General features: G+C 66.0%; 16 protein-coding genes and 2 riboswitches. Of the genes, 2 read left to right on the top strand and 14 right to left on the bottom strand.

What is annotated here, in order from left to right; all coding sequences use genetic code 11:
* Positions 1–123 precede the first annotated feature (123 nt).
* Positions 124–1,215: a polymorphic toxin type 43 domain-containing protein gene (locus AQZ49_RS22940; protein ID WP_369819060.1), complete on the bottom strand. Its 1,092-nt coding sequence runs from the start codon at positions 1,213–1,215 to the stop codon at positions 124–126.
* On the opposite strand from AQZ49_RS22940, the gene AQZ49_RS22935 reads away from it, so the two are divergent.
* Positions 1,198–1,890 (top strand): alpha/beta hydrolase family protein, encoded by a 693-nt coding sequence (locus AQZ49_RS22935; RefSeq protein ID WP_369819059.1) that lies wholly within the window; start codon positions 1,198–1,200, stop codon positions 1,888–1,890. The two genes, AQZ49_RS22940 and AQZ49_RS22935, sit on opposite strands and share 18 nt — an antisense overlap.
* On the opposite strand, the gene AQZ49_RS01135 is transcribed toward AQZ49_RS22935, so the two are convergent.
* The 12 genes from AQZ49_RS01135 to AQZ49_RS21655 all read right to left on the bottom strand — a co-directional run bounded on the left by AQZ49_RS01135 (position 1,887) and on the right by AQZ49_RS21655 (position 13,519).
* Positions 1,887–3,443, bottom strand: a complete 1,557-nt coding sequence (locus AQZ49_RS01135) for a long-chain-fatty-acid--CoA ligase (protein ID WP_067611591.1) — start codon at positions 3,441–3,443, stop codon at positions 1,887–1,889. The two genes, AQZ49_RS22935 and AQZ49_RS01135, sit on opposite strands and share 4 nt — an antisense overlap.
* Positions 3,444–3,509: 66 nt before the next feature.
* The gene (gcvPB, locus tag AQZ49_RS01130; protein ID WP_369819058.1) at positions 3,510–5,042 is read right to left on the bottom strand and encodes an aminomethyl-transferring glycine dehydrogenase subunit GcvPB; all 1,533 of its coding nucleotides are present in this window, start codon (positions 5,040–5,042) and stop codon (positions 3,510–3,512) included.
* A 5-nt stretch (positions 5,043–5,047) separates the two neighbouring features.
* A complete protein-coding gene (gcvPA, locus tag AQZ49_RS01125; RefSeq protein ID WP_067611581.1) occupies positions 5,048–6,406 on the bottom strand; it encodes an aminomethyl-transferring glycine dehydrogenase subunit GcvPA in 1,359 nt (452 codons plus the stop codon).
* Positions 6,406–6,777 (bottom strand): glycine cleavage system protein GcvH, encoded by a 372-nt coding sequence (gcvH, locus tag AQZ49_RS01120; RefSeq protein ID WP_067611578.1) that lies wholly within the window; start codon positions 6,775–6,777, stop codon positions 6,406–6,408. The genes gcvPA and gcvH overlap by 1 nt, the downstream gene beginning before the upstream one ends.
* Complete coding sequence (gene gcvT / locus AQZ49_RS01115) at positions 6,777–7,952, bottom strand: glycine cleavage system aminomethyltransferase GcvT (protein ID WP_082701273.1); 1,176 nt, start codon at positions 7,950–7,952, stop codon at positions 6,777–6,779. Before gcvT ends, gcvH begins: the two co-directional genes overlap by 1 nt.
* Before the next feature lie 33 nt (positions 7,953–7,985).
* A riboswitch (glycine riboswitch) is annotated at positions 7,986–8,110 on the bottom strand.
* A riboswitch (glycine riboswitch) is annotated at positions 8,111–8,225 on the bottom strand.
* Between the two features lie 32 nt (positions 8,226–8,257).
* Positions 8,258–8,941 (bottom strand): NAD(P)H-binding protein, encoded by a 684-nt coding sequence (locus AQZ49_RS01110; RefSeq protein WP_067611572.1) that lies wholly within the window; start codon positions 8,939–8,941, stop codon positions 8,258–8,260.
* A complete protein-coding gene (locus AQZ49_RS01105) occupies positions 8,934–10,103 on the bottom strand; it encodes a deoxyguanosinetriphosphate triphosphohydrolase (protein WP_067611569.1) in 1,170 nt (389 codons plus the stop codon). The genes AQZ49_RS01110 and AQZ49_RS01105 overlap by 8 nt, the downstream gene beginning before the upstream one ends.
* A 6-nt stretch (positions 10,104–10,109) precedes the next feature.
* A complete protein-coding gene (locus tag AQZ49_RS01100) occupies positions 10,110–11,522 on the bottom strand; it encodes an NAD(P)(+) transhydrogenase (Re/Si-specific) subunit beta (RefSeq protein WP_067611566.1) in 1,413 nt (470 codons plus the stop codon).
* Positions 11,522–11,806 (bottom strand): NAD(P) transhydrogenase subunit alpha part 2, encoded by a 285-nt coding sequence (locus AQZ49_RS01095; RefSeq protein WP_067611564.1) that lies wholly within the window; start codon positions 11,804–11,806, stop codon positions 11,522–11,524. Before AQZ49_RS01095 ends, AQZ49_RS01100 begins: the two co-directional genes overlap by 1 nt.
* Positions 11,807–11,808: 2 nt before the next feature.
* A complete protein-coding gene (locus AQZ49_RS01090) occupies positions 11,809–12,261 on the bottom strand; it encodes an endonuclease domain-containing protein (protein ID WP_255355387.1) in 453 nt (150 codons plus the stop codon).
* Positions 12,258–13,388 carry an NAD(P) transhydrogenase subunit alpha gene (locus AQZ49_RS01085; protein WP_067612535.1) on the bottom strand — a complete coding sequence of 377 codons (1,131 nt, stop codon included), beginning with the start codon at positions 13,386–13,388 and terminating at the stop codon, positions 12,258–12,260. Before AQZ49_RS01085 ends, AQZ49_RS01090 begins: the two co-directional genes overlap by 4 nt.
* Positions 13,389–13,396: 8 nt before the next feature.
* On the bottom strand, positions 13,397–13,519 hold the full coding sequence (locus AQZ49_RS21655; RefSeq protein ID WP_082701245.1) for an aa3-type cytochrome c oxidase subunit IV: 123 nt from the start codon (positions 13,517–13,519) through the stop codon (positions 13,397–13,399).
* Between the two features lie 219 nt (positions 13,520–13,738).
* Here AQZ49_RS21655 and AQZ49_RS01080 point away from each other — a divergent pair, with 219 nt between their 5' ends.
* On the top strand, positions 13,739–15,157 hold the full coding sequence (locus tag AQZ49_RS01080) for a sigma-54-dependent transcriptional regulator (RefSeq protein ID WP_067612532.1): 1,419 nt from the start codon (positions 13,739–13,741) through the stop codon (positions 15,155–15,157).
* Positions 15,158–15,166: 9 nt separating this feature from the next.
* Here the strand turns inward: AQZ49_RS01080 and folP are convergent, their stop codons facing one another.
* Positions 15,167–16,279: a dihydropteroate synthase gene (folP, locus tag AQZ49_RS01075; protein ID WP_067612529.1), complete on the bottom strand. Its 1,113-nt coding sequence runs from the start codon at positions 16,277–16,279 to the stop codon at positions 15,167–15,169.
* Positions 16,280–16,281: the final 2 nt, after the last annotated feature.

The following is a 16,281-nucleotide window of genomic DNA, read 5'->3' as shown; positions in this document are numbered from 1 at the left end:
GCCCCCACGCGCCGCGTGTTCGCCGGGCTGACGCTGGCACCGGCCGGTGATCGCCTGGCCGTGATCGAATCCGATCAGGCCGACAACGCTGCTGCCGAACCGCACAAGCGCGTGGTGGTCCGTTCAGCCACCACCGGCGCAGTGCTGGCAACCTTCGACCCTTGCACCACGTGCGATTATCAGGACCCGGTGTTTTCGCCCGATGGGCATCGATTGGCGTTCATCGCCCATGACCGCAAGGCGGGGACCACCACGGTTTACCAGGTCAGCGATGGCGCGCCGGTGGCCCGGGCGGTGATCGCGGGGGTGGCGGAACGCCCGCGCTTTTCCCCCGATGGCAAGACGCTGGCGGTGCTGGCAGTGATCGGCGCGCACAAGGAGGTGGGCGCAACGCAGGCTGCCGCGCCGCAAGTGGGCGATATCGGCGAAGTGTTCGACGAACAGCGCATCGCGGTGATCGCTGCCGATGGCCCTGCCCCTGCGCTGCGCACTGTCTCGCCCGCCGACACATTCGTCTATGAATACGACTGGACCCCCGACGGCCGGGGCTTTGTCGCGACTGCTGCCAAAGGCGATGGCGACAACAACTGGTGGGTGGCAGAGCTTGACCATGTTGATCTGGCCAGTGGCGCACTGACGCGGATCGCCACGCCCAAGGATCAACTCAATTTTCCGCGCGTGGCGCCCGACGGCAAAATGGTCGCCTATATCGGCGGACTGATGAGCGATTTCGGCTCGGTCGGCGGCGATCTGTGGCTGGTTCCCGCAACGGGCGGCGCACCACGCAATATCACCCCCGATTTTACGGGCACGTTCACCTCGATCGTGTGGCGCGGCAACCGGTTGGTGGCCACTGCGCTGATCGGTGACAAGATGACCATCCTGACGGTCGATCCGGCCAGCGGCGCGCTGCACACCGTGTGGGCCGCGCCCGCCACCATTCGCGCGGGCGACGGCGCAATCGCGCTCGATGCGCGGGGCGAACGCGCCGCGACGCTGATCGAGGACTATACCCATGCGCAGGACATCACCGCCGGCCCGATCGGCAAACTGGGCGTCGACAATCCGCTGACTCGCGAAAACGCCGCGCTGGTCGCCGCCGGAACCGCGCGCAGCGTCACCTGGACCAGCGAAGGCCACACCGTGCAGGGCTGGTTGCTGGCCCCGAAAACCATCGAACCGGGCAAGACCTATCCGATGGTGGTCGATGTGCATGGCGGGCCAAGCGCGGCCTCAACACCTGCGTTTTTCGCCAACGATTTTCGCGGCGGGCTGCCCCGTGCCTTGCTGAGCCACGGCTATTTCGTGTTCTATCCGAATCCGCGCGGCAGCTATGGCCAGGGTGAGGCGTTCACCCGGGCCAATGTGCGCGATTTCGGCGGGGGCGACTTGCGCGACATTCTGGCCGGGATCGACGCGGTGGAAAAGATCGCGCCGGTCGATGATCGGCGGCTGGGGCTGTTCGGCCATTCCTATGGCGGGTTCATGGCGATGTGGACGGTCACCCACAGCCAGCGGTTCCATGCGGTGGTGGCTGGCGCGGGCGTTGCCAACTGGATCAGCTATTACGGCGAAAACGGCATCGATCGCTGGATGATCCCGTTCTTTGGCGCATCGGCCTATGACGATCCGGCGATCTATCGCCAACTATCCCCGCTCGAAACGATCAAGCAGGCCAGAACGCCGACCTTCATCTATGTCGGCGAACGCGATGTCGAATGCCCCACCCCGCAATCGGTCGAATTCTGGCACGCGCTCAACGCGATGGGGGTCAAGACGCGGCTGCTCATCCTCGAAGGCGAAGGCCACGGCATCCGCAAACCCGACCACGTGCGCCAGATCAACGACGGCGCTCTGGCATGGTATGATACCTACCTCAAGGCCGACTAATTGACCTGACGCTCCATCGCCGCCCAGTAAGGTTCGCGCAAACTCCGCCGCATGATCTTGCCGGTGGGGTTGCGCGGCAGGGCGTCGATCACGTCGATCGATTTGGGCACCTTGAACCCGGCAATGCGCGCCCGGGCCCAGGCGATCACGCTGTCGGGATCGATCGTGTGGCCGGGCCGGGGCACCACGCAGGCCTTCACAGCCTCGCCCCAGCGCGCATCGGGCACGCCGATCACCGCCACTTCGGCAATGTCTGGATGGCCATAGATCGCGCTTTCGACTTCGGCGGGATAGACGTTTTCACCGCCGGTGATGATCATGTCCTTGATCCGGTCCTGGATGAACACATAGCCATCGTCATCCATATAGGCGGCATCGCCGGTGCGCACCCAGCCCTCGCCATCCATCGTTTTGGCGGTGGCGTCGGGCAGGTTCCAGTAATGCAGCATATTGTTGGAACTGCGCGTGGAAATCTCGCCCACCGTGCCGCGCGGCACTTCGCGGCCCGCGCCATCGACAATGCGAATTTCCACCCCCGGCACCGCGTGCCCGGCCGATCGCATGCGCGCATTGCCCGCCATGTCGTGATCCCATGGCGGCAACACACAGATCGTGCCGGTGGTTTCAGTCATGCCATAGCACTGCATGAACTGCGCATTGGGGATCGTGGTCACCGCCTCGCGCAGCAAGTCGAGCGGGATCGGCGCCGCGCCATAGAGCACATAGCGCAGCCGCGAAAAATCGGTCTGCTGCGCCAGCGGATGCTGGATCAGCATCTGCAGCGCGGCCGGCACGATGAAAAAGCGCGTGATCCCCTGCGCCACCCCGGCCAGCGCGCCTTCGGCACTGAATTCGCTCTGGATGATCGCGCGCACCCCGCCGCTGAACGCCATCACGCCCAACCCGGTGCCACCAATATGCGCGCAGGGCATGCACACCAGGATCGCCTCGTCGTCCGACCATTCGGCCCAGGGCAGCCCGGCGTCCAGCGCGGGTTTGCGCAAGCCGAAGAAATTGCGCTGGCACAGCACCGCCCCCTTGGGATGGCCGGTGGTGCCCGAGGTATAAAGCTGCAACGCGGCATCGTCCGGCCCCGCCGGGGTGATCGCGATGGCCGGGCAGCCCGCAATGGCTTCGCCCGCGGCCTCTTCGTCCAGCACATGGGTCACGCGGGGCGCCAGCGCCCGCAAATCACGCACCACATCGCCAAAACCATTGCCCGCAAACACCACCCGTGCGCCGGTATCGTTGAGGATATAGGCCATTTCCGCCGGGGCCAGCCGCCACCCGATCGGCGCCATGACCACGCCGATGCGCGCGGCGGCATAGAAGATCTGGAAATAGAGATCGGCGTTCTTGCCGATCCAGGCAATCCGATCGCCCTTGTTTACCCCCAATTCACCCAGAAACGCGGCGATCTGGCGCGACCGCACTTCCATTTCGGCAAATGTGGTGGTGCGATCGCCTTCCTGATGGGCAATCGCATCGCCGCGTTGGTGCGACCAATGGTGAAAGAATTCGTCGAACGTCGCAAAGCCGCTTGTTTCGCGCATGACTTGTCCCCGGCAATCCTCTTAATCGAATGATTAAAAGGATTGCCGGGAAGCGCAAGCGCCGAATTAGCCGCGCCAGACCAGACGGGGTTTGCGCGCGGCCAACGTTTCATCCAGCCGCCGCCGGGGCGCATGGCGGGGTGCCGCACGCAGGGCCGGATCACCCGCCCGCGCCCGCACCGCCAGGCTGCGCATCGCGCCCAGGAACTGATCGAGCGCAGCCCTGCTTTCGGTCTCGGTCGGTTCGATCAGCATCGCGCCGTGGACCACCAGCGGGAAATAGACCGTCATCGGGTGAAACCCTTCGTCGATCAGGCCCTTGGCCAGATCGAGTGTGGAAAACCCTTCGGCAAAGCCGTGATCGCTGAACAGCGCCTCGTGCATGCACGGGCCGCTGCCAGCGAACGGCGCGTCGAGCACATCGCGCAGGCTGGCCAGGACATAATTGGCATTCAGCACGGCATCGTCGGACACCTGGCGCAAGCCATCGGCGCCATGCGTCAGGATATAGGCCAACGCGCGGGTGAACATGCCCATCTGGCCGTGGAACGCACACATCCGTCCGAACGCCTGCGGCAGATCGGCCGCCGCCTCTACCAGACGCACGCCCGTTTCATCGCCCACCACATGCGGACGCGGCGCATAGTCGGCCAGCGCCGCCGACAACACCACTGGCCCCGAACCCGGCCCGCCGCCGCCATGCGGGGTGGAAAAGGTCTTGTGCAGATTGATGTGCATCGCATCGATGCCCAGATCGCCCGGACGCACCCGCCCGACGATGGCGTTGAAGTTCGCCCCGTCGCAATAGACATAGCCCCCGGCGGCATGCACCGCATCGGCAATCGTCTTGATGTCGCGTTCGAACAGACCGCACGTGTTGGGATTGGTGATCATCACCCCCGCCACATCGGACCCGAGCCGTGCCAGCAGCGCGGCCAGATCGATCCGCCCGTCGGGCCCGGCGGGAATGCCCGCGACCGCAAACCCGGCGAATGCCGCCGTGGCGGGATTGGTGCCATGCGCGCTTTCGGGCACCAGGATCACCCGGCGGGTGTCGCCTTCGCCGCGCGCATCGAGCGCGGCGTGGATCGCCATCAGCCCGCACAGTTCGCCATGCGCCCCGGCCTTGGGGCTCATTGCCACCGCCGCCATGCCGGTCAGTCGCACCAGCCAGTCGGCCAGTTCGGCGATCACGGTCAGCGCACCGCGCACGCTCGATTGCGGTTGCAACGGATGGACCGCGGCAAAGCCCGGCATCCGCGCCACTTTCTCGTTAAGGCGGGGATTGTGCTTCATCGTGCACGACCCCAGCGGAAACAGCCCGAGATCGATCGCATAGTTCTGCCGCGACAGGCGGGTATAATGCCGCACGCATTCGGGTTCCGACAGGCCGGGCAGATCGACCCGCGCGGCCCGGCGCGGCAGGGTCGGCAGCACGTCGGGTTCCACGTCGTCGAAATCGACCCCGCTGCGATCGGCATGGCCGATTTCGAACAACAGTGGTTCCTGCAAGTCGAGCGCGCGGTTGCCGGTAACCGTGTCGGGCAACGCAGCCCCATCGATGGTGCCGAGCGAGGGCCGCCATCCGGCGGTGTTGATGTCGTTCACGCCAAAACCTCCCCAAGCGCGGCGGCCAGCGCCGCAATATCGTGCATATCGGTGCATTCGGTCGCCGCGATCAGCAGCACATCGGCCAGATCGGCGCGATCAGGACAGAGCCGCGACAACGGCACCCCGCCCAGAATGCCCCGCGCGGCCAGCGCCTCGACCACGTCGGCCGCCGGGCGCGGCAGACGCAGCGCAAATTCGTTGAACCAGGTGTGGTTGATCACCGACACCCCGGCCACGGCGCCCAGCGCGCGCGCCGTGGCGACCGCGCGGCTGTGGCTGATGGACGCCATGCGTTCAAGCCCGCTGCCCCCCAGCAAGCTAAGATGGATGCTGAAGGCCAGCGCACAAAGCCCTGAATTGGTGCAGATGTTCGATGTCGCCTTTTCGCGCCGGATATGCTGTTCGCGGGTCGACAGGGTCAGCACGAAACCGCGCTTGCCATCGGCATCGACGGTTTCGCCGCACAGGCGCCCCGGCATCTGGCGCAGGAATTTTTCCGAACAGGCAAACAGGCCCAGATAAGGCCCGCCGAATTGCAGGCCGACGCCCAGCGCCTGCCCCTCGCCCACCACCACATCGGCACCGAGCGCGCCGGGGCTTTCGATCAGGCCCAAGGCGACCGGTTCGGTCACCACCGCGATCAGCAGCGCGCCTTGCGCATGCGCGGCGGCGGCGATCGCGGCCAGATCGGGAATGCGGCCCATGACATCGGGGTATTGCACCACTACGGCGGCGGTCTGCCCATCGATCGCGGCGATCACGGCGGCATCGTCGCTGTCGGCTTCGGCCCGCGTGGGCAGCATGCACAGATCATCCCCGGCGAACCGGGCCATCGTCGCGGCGGTTTCGGCATAGTGCGGGTGCAGCCCGCCCGACAGCACCGCGCGGTTGCGCCGCGTCACCCGTGTGGCCATCGCGATCGCCTCCCAGCACGCGGTCGACCCGTCGTAGAGCGAGGCATTGGCAACATCGCACCCGAACAGCCGCGCCACCTGGGTCTGGAATTCGAACAGCACCTGCAACGTGCCTTGCGCGATTTCGGGCTGATAGGGGGTATAAGCGGTCAGGAATTCCCCGCGCTGGATCAGGTGATCGACGCTGGCGGGGATATGGTGGCGATAGGCCCCCGCGCCGCAGAAGAACGGCGCCTGTTCGGCGGTGAGGTTCTGCGCCGACAGCGCGGCCATATGGCGTTCGACCGCGCGTTCGCTGGCATGCAGCGGCAGACCCGGGATCGGCCCGTGCAGCACCGCCTCGGCCGGCACATCGACGAACAGATCATCGATCGCTTGCGCGCCGATCGTCGCCAGCATCGCGGCGCGATCCGCCGCACCCAGTGGCAACATCCGCATCACAGCGCCGCCACCAGATCGGCATAGGCCTGCGCATCGAGCAGATCGTCAAGCTCGGTCGGGTCGGCCAGATCCATGTCCCACAGCCAGCCATCGCCTTCGGGCGCGGAATTGACCAGATCGGGCGCCTCTTCCAGCGCGGGATTGATCGCGGTGACCGTGCCGCCGACCGGGGCATAGACATCGCTGGCCGCCTTGACCGAATCGATCACCGACGCGCTGTCGCCGCGCACCAGCACCGCGCCCACGGCGGGCACTTCGACAAAGGTGATGTCGCCCAACTGGCTTTGCGCATAATGCGTGATCCCGACCCGGGCGGCGGCGCCATCAACTTCGATCCATTCATGGTCGCGCGTGAAATAGCGGGGCATCAGGCAACTCCTTTGCGATGATAACGGTGGGGAACGAAGGGCATCGGCACGACGCGCGCGGCAATCGCCCGCCCGCGCATGTCGATGGAAAGCGGGGTGCCGGGCGCGGCATGGGCCGCATCGATCAACGCCATGGCGATCGGATGGCCCAGACTGGGGGCAAAGCCGCCCGAGGTGACCGTGCCGACCGGCGTGCTGCCAGCCAGGACCATGGCGCCTTCGCGCGCAGCAAGCCGCCCGTCGATGATCAACCCGACACGGCGCCGCGCGGGGCCCCCGGCCAACGCAGCGACGATTTTGGCATGGCCGGGAAAGCCGCCCTCGGCGCGGCGACGCCGCGCGATGGCAAAGCCCAACCCGGCCTCGACCGGATCGATATCGGGCGTCAGATCATGGCCATAGAGCGGCAACCCCGCCTCCAGCCGCAGCGAATCGCGCGCGCCCAGCCCGACCGGACGCACCGCCGGATGCGCCGCCAGTGCGTCGGCAAAGGCGGCAATGGCCGCCACCGGCACCGCGATTTCATAGCCATCTTCGCCCGAATAGCCCGAGCGGCTGACATGGAGATCGGCCCCGTTCCAGCGATAGGGCCCGGCGGCCATGAACCACAACCGTTCGACCGGCACGATCTGCGGCTGCGCCGGTTCCAGCCCCAGCGAGGCCAGTGCCTCGGCGGCGCGGGGGCCTTGCAGGGCCAGCAGACCGTGATCGCTGCGCTCGGTCAGCGTAACGCCAGCGGGCAGATGCGCGGCGATATGGGTCACATCGGCGGCGCGGGTGGCGCCATTGACCACCAGGAAAAAGCCGCCCGGCCAGCGAGTGATCATCAGATCGTCGAGAATCCCACCGCGGTCATCGAGCAGCAACGAATAGCGCTGGGCGCCAAGATCCAGACTGGCCAGATCTGCGGGCAGCAAGGCTTCGAGGGCCAGTCGCGCGGGCGTCTGGTCGGCACCGGGCGCCGCGATCAGCAACTGGCCCATGTGCGACACATCGAACAGCCCGGCATTGCGCCGCGTCCACAGATGTTCGGCGATGATGCCTTCGAATTGCACCGGCATCGCGTGCCCGGCAAAGGGCACCATCCGGCCGCCGCGCGCGCGGTGCCAGGCATCCAGCGGCAAGGCCCGCAGGGTTTCGGCCCGATTCGTATCAGTATCGTGTGTAAGGCTCACAATCACAGGCTCCGCGCTTTGAGGGCGTCAAACGGAGCCCCCTCTGTCACGGAACCTGAGAGTTTTCCCCAAGGCCGGCGCAGTGAGAATGCGGCGGCGGGGTTACCCCTTCGGCGGCACCGAGCCCAAGGGCCGGTGCTCTTTCCAGAGCATCACTGTTGATCCACGCGGTCCTTGGTGCCTGAGAGTTTCCGGGGCGGTTGCTCCTTCGGCGTCCTTGCGACCCGGCCCCGGTGGGGGCCGATTCGCGCAGAACTCTCCCGCGTCGATCAGCGACGCTTATCGCACTGCATCATTTTGGTTATTCAGGTCAAGCCTTGGCGTGCCAGCCTGTGGATATCGGGCGAGCCATGGACATGGCGCCCCCGCCCCGGCTGCCCTGCCAGCGCCAGGATCGCGGCGGCCACTTCGCGCGCGTGAACCGATCGGTATTTCGCCAGATTCCCGCGCAACAGCGGATCGATCAGCGGCGCCAGCACTTGTCCCAGGCGTTCGGCCGGGCGTGGCGCGCCCATGCGTCGCCCACGCAACAGGCCGGGCCGCAGCACATCGAACCGCGCGAAATTGAGCGCGCCAAGCGCGGCTTCCGTCTCGCCCTTGACCGACAGATAGAAATTGCGCGACACGGCATCGGCGCCGACCGAGGACACCAGAATCGCCTGCCGCGTGCCTGCCGCGCGGGCGGCGCGCGCAACGGCGCAGACCAGATCGTGATCGACTGCACGAAACGCCTGCCGGTCGCCGCCCACCGCCGCAATCGTCGTGCCCAGCGCCAGGATCAGCACGTGCGGGCGTGCGCGTGCAATCGCGGCGGGCCAGTCGGCGGGATCGGCCACCAGCATTTCCAGCCGCGCGCCGGGCGGCAGCGGCGCCTCGCGGCGGGCAAGCGCGGCCAGATGGACATCGGGTTGCGTGGCAGTCGCGGCAATCACCGCCGCGCCGATCAGCCCGGTTGCCCCCACCAGCAACAGCGGCACGCCCTCAGACATTGCGCAGCCCTTCGGGCGTTTCGCCGGTCAGGCGGGCAAAAGTCTCGATCGCGAAACGGTCGGTCATCCCGGCGATATAGTCGGCAATTACCCGCGCGCGGCCCGGATTGCCCGACGGCAGGCGTTGTTGCCAGCCCGGCGGCAACAGCGCCGGATTGTCGGCAAATGCGGCAAACAGCCGCGCCACCACATCACGTGCCACCCCGGCCACCGCGACCTGATCGGGGTGAAGATAGAGCCGCGCATACATGAACTGTTTGAGCCTGCGCTCTTCGCCGCGCATCTGGGCCGAAAACCCGCACAGCGTCTGCCCCGCCGCGCGCACCTCGCCGGCGCTGGCCACACCGCTGGCGGCAATCCGCGCACGGGTTTCGTCCAGCACATCGTTGACCATCCGCCCGATCTGCCCGCGCACCAGCTCGCGCAACAGCCGGTCGCGCTGGCCTCCGGGAAACCGCGCCTCGATCGCATACCACTGTTCGGCCAGCGAGGGCAGTTCGAGCAAGTGATCGAGCGTCAGGAACCCGGCGCGCAAACCATCGTCGATATCGTGGTTGTCATAGGCGATATCGTCGGAAATCGCCGCGACTTGCGCCTCCAGCGAGGCATGGCTGCCCAGATCAAGTGGAAAGGCGGCATCGAGTTCCGCCAGCGCCCAGGGCGCGTCGGTCACCGGCCCGTTGTGCTTGGCCAGGCCTTCGAGCATGTCCCAGGTCAGATTGAGCCCGTCATGTTCGACATAAGGGCTTTCCAGCCGCATCAGCACGCGCAAGGTGTTGGCATTGTGGCAAAACCCGCCATGGTCGGCCAGCGCCGCCTGCAACGCGTCCTCACCCGCATGGCCAAATGGCGGATGGCCGATATCGTGTGCCAGACACAGAGCCTCGGTCAGGTCTTCGTCGAGCCCCAGCGCACGCGCGATCACCCGGCCGATCTGTGCAACCTCCAGACTGTGGGTCAGGCGCACGCGATAGTGATCGCCATCGGGTGCGACGAACACTTGCGTCTTGTGGCGCAGGCGGCGGAACGCGATCGAATGGATGATCCGGTCGCGATCGCGCTGGAACACGCTGCGCGGACCGCGTGCGCTCGATGCCTCCACACCGAATTCCCGCCCGCGCGACCGTTGCGGGTCGCTGGCGTATCGTGCCCTTTCCGTCATCAGGTTCTAGTGCGCCAGAGCCTTGACGATGTCTTCAACCATTTTCTTGGCATCGGCCAGCAACATCATGGTTTGGTCCATATAAAACACATCGTTGTCGACCCCGGCATAGCCGACCCCGCCCATCGAGCGTTTCACAAAGAAAATCGTCTTGGCCTTGTCCACATCGAACACCGGCATGCCATAGATCGGGGATGACTTGTCGGTCTTGGCCGCCGGGTTGACCACGTCGTTGGCGCCGATGATGAAGGCGACATCGGCCTGCGCGAATTCGCCGTTGATGTCTTCGAGTTCGAACACTTCGTCATAGGGCACGTTGGCCTCGGCCAGCAGCACGTTCATGTGGCCCGGCATGCGGCCCGCGACCGGGTGGATGGCGTATTTCACGCTGACCCCCAGCGCCTTCAACTGGTCGCCCATTTCGCGCAGCACATGCTGCGCCTGGCTGACCGCCATGCCATAGCCGGGGATGATGATGACGGTTTCGGCCTCTTTCATGATATAGGCCGCGTCTTCGGCGCTGCCGCGTTTCCACGGGCGCTGTTCCTTGGCCGGGCCGCCGCTGGCTGCCGCTTCGGCGCCAAACCCGCCCGCGATCACCGACAGAAACCCGCGGTTCATCGCCTTGCACATGATATACGACAGGATCGCACCCGACGATCCGACCAGCGCGCCGGTGATGATCATCGCCGTGTTGTGCAGCGTAAAGCCCATCGCGGCCGCCGCCCAGCCCGAATAGGAATTGAGCATCGAGACGACCACCGGCATGTCGGCCCCGCCGATCGGGATGATCAGCAGGAACCCGATGGCGAACGACAGCGCGGTGATCGCGGCGATCACCCACAAGTCCTGATCCTGGGTAAAGCACCCGACCAGTCCGATGATCAGCGCCAAAGTGCCCAGATTGAGCGCATGACGCCCGGGCAGCAGGATCGGCGACCCGCTCATCTTGCCGGCCAGTTTCAGAAACGCGATGATCGAGCCCGAGAACGTGATCGCGCCGATCGCGATGCCCAGGCCCATTTCGACCCGGCTCTGCGTCTCGATGACACCATCGGCCCCGGCAATCCCGAACGCCACCGGATTGAGATAGGCGGCAAGCCCCACCAGCACCGCCGCCAGCCCGACCAGCGAGTGGAAAGCAGCGACCAGTTGCGGCATGTCGGTCATCTTGATGCGGCGCGCGGTGACAAAGCCGATCCCGCCGCCGATCGCAATCGCGCCCGCGATCTCGGGCAGGCTGGCAATGCCGTGGGTGATCAGCGTGGTGACCATCGCAATGGTCATGCCGATCATGCCATAGCGATTGCCTGCGCGCGAAGACGCCGGGCTCGACAGCCCGCGCAACGCCATGATGAACAGCACACCTGCGACCAGATAGGCCAGCGGCACCCAGGCTGAAGAAGCGGACAATTCCATCACTTCTTGTCCTTCTTCTTGTACATCGCCAGCATCCGCTCGGTCACCGCAAATCCGCCAAAGATGTTGACACTGGCCAGCACCACCGCCGCCAGCCCCAGCCATTTCGACACGACCGACCCTTGCGCCGCCCCCGCGATCAAGGCGCCCACGACGATCACCGAGGAAATCGCATTGGTCACCGCCATCAACGGCGTGTGCAGCGCCGGAGTGACCGACCACACCACGTAATAGCCCACAAAACACGCCATCACGAAAATCGACAGAATGCTAACAAAGTCCATACTCAATCCTCCCCGGCACGGGGAGGGGGACCGCCCGCAGGGTGGTGGAGGGGCCAGGCCCCACACCCCACGATCGCCCCAGCCGCACCAACCGCATCCGCCATAACCTGCACCGCAGGAAGCCGGATCACCCTGTACCCGTTGTCTTGCAAAAACCGTGTTCTGATCGTGTCTCGCGCGGCCCGTTCCGCGGTGTCGTGCGCGAAGCCGTCGATTTCGACGGCCGGTTTTGACGTCAGGCAGCAGAAGTCCACCACATAAGGCCCGATCGGGTGCTGGCGGCGGAATTTCAGGCCGTTTGGGCGCAGTCTCAACTGTTGCCACAATAGCACTTCGGGCAAACTCATCGCCCTGCGCAATTCTCGGGCGTGCTTTACCGCCGGGCGTATCGTGTGGGGCGAGGCCCCTCCACCACGCTTCGCGTGGTCCCCCTCCCCGGGACGGGGAGGATTCAAGGGTGGAGCCTTTCGTGGACAATCTTGCCGCCCTGGGTCAGGCGGATGGCGTTGCCGATTTCCTCGTCGAGGACCGGGCGGCCTGCGTCCTTGTCCCAGAAGGCGTTGAGGAAGTTGAACAAGTTGCGAGAATAGAGCGCCGAGGCGTCGGCGGGCAATTGCGCGGGGGTGTTGCTAAAGCCCACGATTTTCACCCCGTGGCGTTCAACCACCTGATCGGGCACCGATCCTTCGACATTGCCGCCTTGTGCCACGGCCAGGTCATAGATCACGCTGCCGGGCTTCATCGTGGCGATCTGCGCGTCGCTGATCAGGCGCGGCGCGGCGCGCCCGGGGATCAGCGCGGTGGTGATCACGATATCCTGCTTGGCGATATGGCTGGACACCAGCTCGGCCTGCGCCTTCTGGTATTCGGGGCTCATTTCGGTCGCATAGCCGCCCGCGCCCTCGCCCTCGATCCCCGCGACGTTTTCAACGAAGATTGGCTTGGCGCCCAGCGACTGGATCTGTTCCCTGGTGGCGGATCGCACGTCGGTGGCCGACACTTGCGCGCCAAGCCGCCGCGCGGTGGCAATCGCCTGCAACCCGGCGACGCCCACACCCATCACAAACGCCTTGGCCGCGCTGACCGTGCCGGCCGCCGTCATCATCATCGGAAAGGCCCGGCCATAGAGATTGGCGGCGATCAGCACCGCCTTGTACCCTGACAGATTGGCCTGGCTCGACAGGATATCCATCGATTGCGCGCGGGTGATGCGTGGCATGAATTCCATCGCCAGCGCTTCCAGTCCGGCGGCGGCATAGCCCTCCACCCGGTCGCGTCGCCCGAACGGATCGAGCCCGGCCACCACCCATGCGCCGGGATTGGCCCCGGCCAGCACGTCGATCTCCGGCCCCTGCACGCCGAACACGATATCGGCGCCCTGCGCCGCCGCGCTTTCGGCAATGCGTGCCCCGGCAGCGGCATAGTCGGCATCGGCAATCGACGCGGCCAAGCCTGCCTCTGCCTCGACCGTGACCGTGGCGCCCAGCGCAGTCAGCTTTTTCACCGTTTCCGGCGTTGCCGCGACGCGCGTTTCCCCCGCCGCCCGCTCACGCAGGACGGCGATCGCGACCGATTGCGCCACCTGCGGCGTCAATGAATCAGATAGACGACAAAGGCGACGATCACGGCAATCACCGGGACCGAAATCTTGATCAGACCGATGAAGCCTTCATACGTTTCGCGCGCGGCCTTGATGTCGTTTGCCGATCCCATGTCATACCCCTCAAAGTCTGGTTGCCATGCCTTGCTGGCACGCCACTGTCTGCCATGCTGTATCGTCCCGCAAGCGCCTGCTCAAGCGGCAACAGCAATTTGCGGCCTTAATCCGGTTTTTACCCAATCTGACTATCACCTGTTGATCAAGACCCGTGCCGCAGTCGGCTTTTCGACGATTTCGGCACCGAATGTTTGAGCAACCGGACCGGATGGCGCATGTCTGACATCGAAGATCGCCTGTTGATGCTGATCGATGACGAACCGGCGCAAATCCGGCTCGTTTCGGCGCTGGCCGCGCGCGAAGGGTGGCGCACGGTGGTCGCACGCGATTCGGAAACCGCGATTGCCACGCTCGGCACGCGCCAGGGCATGCGGCTGGGGGCGATCATTCTCGATCAATGGGTGCCGGGCGATCAGGCGTGCGATCTGATTGCCGAACTCAAGGCGCGCCGTCCGGGCCTGCCGATCCTGATGCTGACGACCAGTTCCTCACCCTTGCTCGCCGTCGAAGCGATGCGCGCCGGGGCGACCGATTACCTGATCAAGCCGATCGCGCCCGACCGCCTCGTCCAGGCCCTGCGTGCCGCGACCGCGCCCGAAGTGCAAAGTTCCGAACTGCACCCGCTGACCGAAAAGCTGGGCGCGGCGCTCGATTTCGATTCGATGATCGGCGCCGCCCCCTCGTTTCGCGCCGCGCTGGCAGTGGCGGCCAAGGCCGCGCGTACCCATGCGCATGTGCTGATCGAAGGCGAATGCGGCACCGGCAAGGAAATGCTGGTGCGCGCGATGCACGCCGCCAGCGCGCGCGCCAAGTTGCCGCTGCGCATCGTCAATGCTGGCGGGATCGCGCCCAACCAGATGGAATCGGTGCTGTTCGGGCATGAAAAGGGCGCCTTTGCCGGGGCCTTTGAACGTCATGTCGGCGCGTTGCAGCATGCCGATGGCGGCACGCTGGTGATCGACGAGATCGACCGCCTGCCCCCGCCAGTGCAGGCGCGGCTGAGCCAGTTTGTCGAACGCGGTGATGTGCAGCCGATCGGCGCACGCCATTCGTTCAGGCTCGACGTGCGCCTGATCGTGTGCAGCAATGCCCCGTTGAAGGTGCTGGTCGAGGCTGGGCTGTTCGATGCCGACCTGTTTGCGCGGCTGTCGATGACGCAAGTACGCCTGCCCGCCTTGCGCGAACGCGCCGGGGATATTTCGGCGCTGGCGCGCCACTTTCTGGCGCGGATCGGTGAACAGCCGGGCCTGCGCCCGCTGGGGATCACCGATGGCGCCCTGTCGCTGCTGGCGGCCTATGACTGGCCGGGCAATGTGCGGCAATTGCAGGCCACGCTGTTCCGCGCCGCGGTGTTCTGCGACGGCGAAGCGTTGACCGCCGCCGATTTTCCCAAGCTGGCCAACATGGTGGGCGAAACAGTGCGCCTGCCGCAACAGATCAGCGATGGCGCGGGCGTCATGCTGTTTGGTCCCGACGGCAACCTGCGCCCGCTTGAAGAAATCGAGGCCGATGTGATCCGCCTGGCCATCGGCCACTATCGCGGGCGCATGACCGAAGTTGCGCGGCGGCTGGGGATCGGGCGTTCGACGCTCTATCGCAAACTGTCGGAACTGGGCATCGACAACGCGGCCTGACGTCGCAACTTAATCCGCGATCTGGCTGAAATCGGTCAGCGCCGCATCGCGCAGCCCGCGCCACACCTGCATCGCCTGCACCGTTTCGGGCACATCATGCACGCGCAGGATATGCGCGCCTGCCTGCGCCGCCTGCACCGCCAGCATCAGCGAGCCCGGCATGCGCCGGTGCGCAGGCACTTCACCGGCCAGCGCCCCGATCAGGCGTTTGCGGCTGGCGCCAAACAGGATCGGTTGCCCCAGCGCGTGGAAGATCGGCAGCGCGTTAACCAATGCCAGATTTTCGGCCAGCGTCTTGCCGAAACCGATGCCCGGATCGATCAGGATACGGTTCCGCGCAATCCCCGCCGCCAGCGCGGCGTCGCGGCTATCGCGCAGCATGTCGAACACGTCGAGCACAACATCGCGATAGGTGCCATCATCGTGCAGATCGCTGGCATCGCCCGGTGCATGCATCAGCACCACCGGCACCCCGCTTTGCGCCACCAGCGCGGGCGTGCGCGGATCGTGGCGCATCGCCGACACATCGTTGACCACATGCGCCCCGGCCCGCAAGGCGGCACCGATCACGCTCGCGCGGCGGCTGTCGATCGAAATCGCCGCGCCCGCCGCCGCCAGGTGTTCGATCACCGGCACGACCCGGCGTTCCTCATCGCCTTCCCATACCGCCGCCGCACCCGGCCGGGTGGATTCGCCACCGACATCGATGATCGCTGCGCCCGCCTCCAGCATGGCGTGCGCGTGTTCGAGCGCGGTTTCGGGCTTGTCGAGAAACTTGCCACCGTCGGAAAAACTGTCGGGCGTGACGTTGAGAATGCCCATCACCAGCGGCTGATCGAGCCGCAACACGCGCCCCCCGCATTGCAGGGGTGGATGCACGCGCGCCAGATCGGCCCATTGCGCCTGTGCCTCGGCGGCCAGACCCGCCGGCAGCGCATCGATCGCGCCCGGCACGTCGCGCGCTCCCAGCCGTTGGCGCGATACGATCCTGCCATCGCGCCGGTGGATCAGCGCAAACCGGCTGGCCCAGGCCAGACTGCCACCCAGCCGGATCGCCCCGCCCTCCTCGCTCTGCGGGCTTTCCGCCAGCGCGATCGGGCGAATATAGATCGTATCGGTCATTG

This window comes from Novosphingobium sp. FSW06-99 (genome assembly GCF_001519065.1).
Taxonomy (GTDB): Bacteria; Pseudomonadota; Alphaproteobacteria; order Sphingomonadales; family Sphingomonadaceae; genus Novosphingobium.
This window is presented reverse-complemented; position numbering and strand designations above follow the sequence as displayed.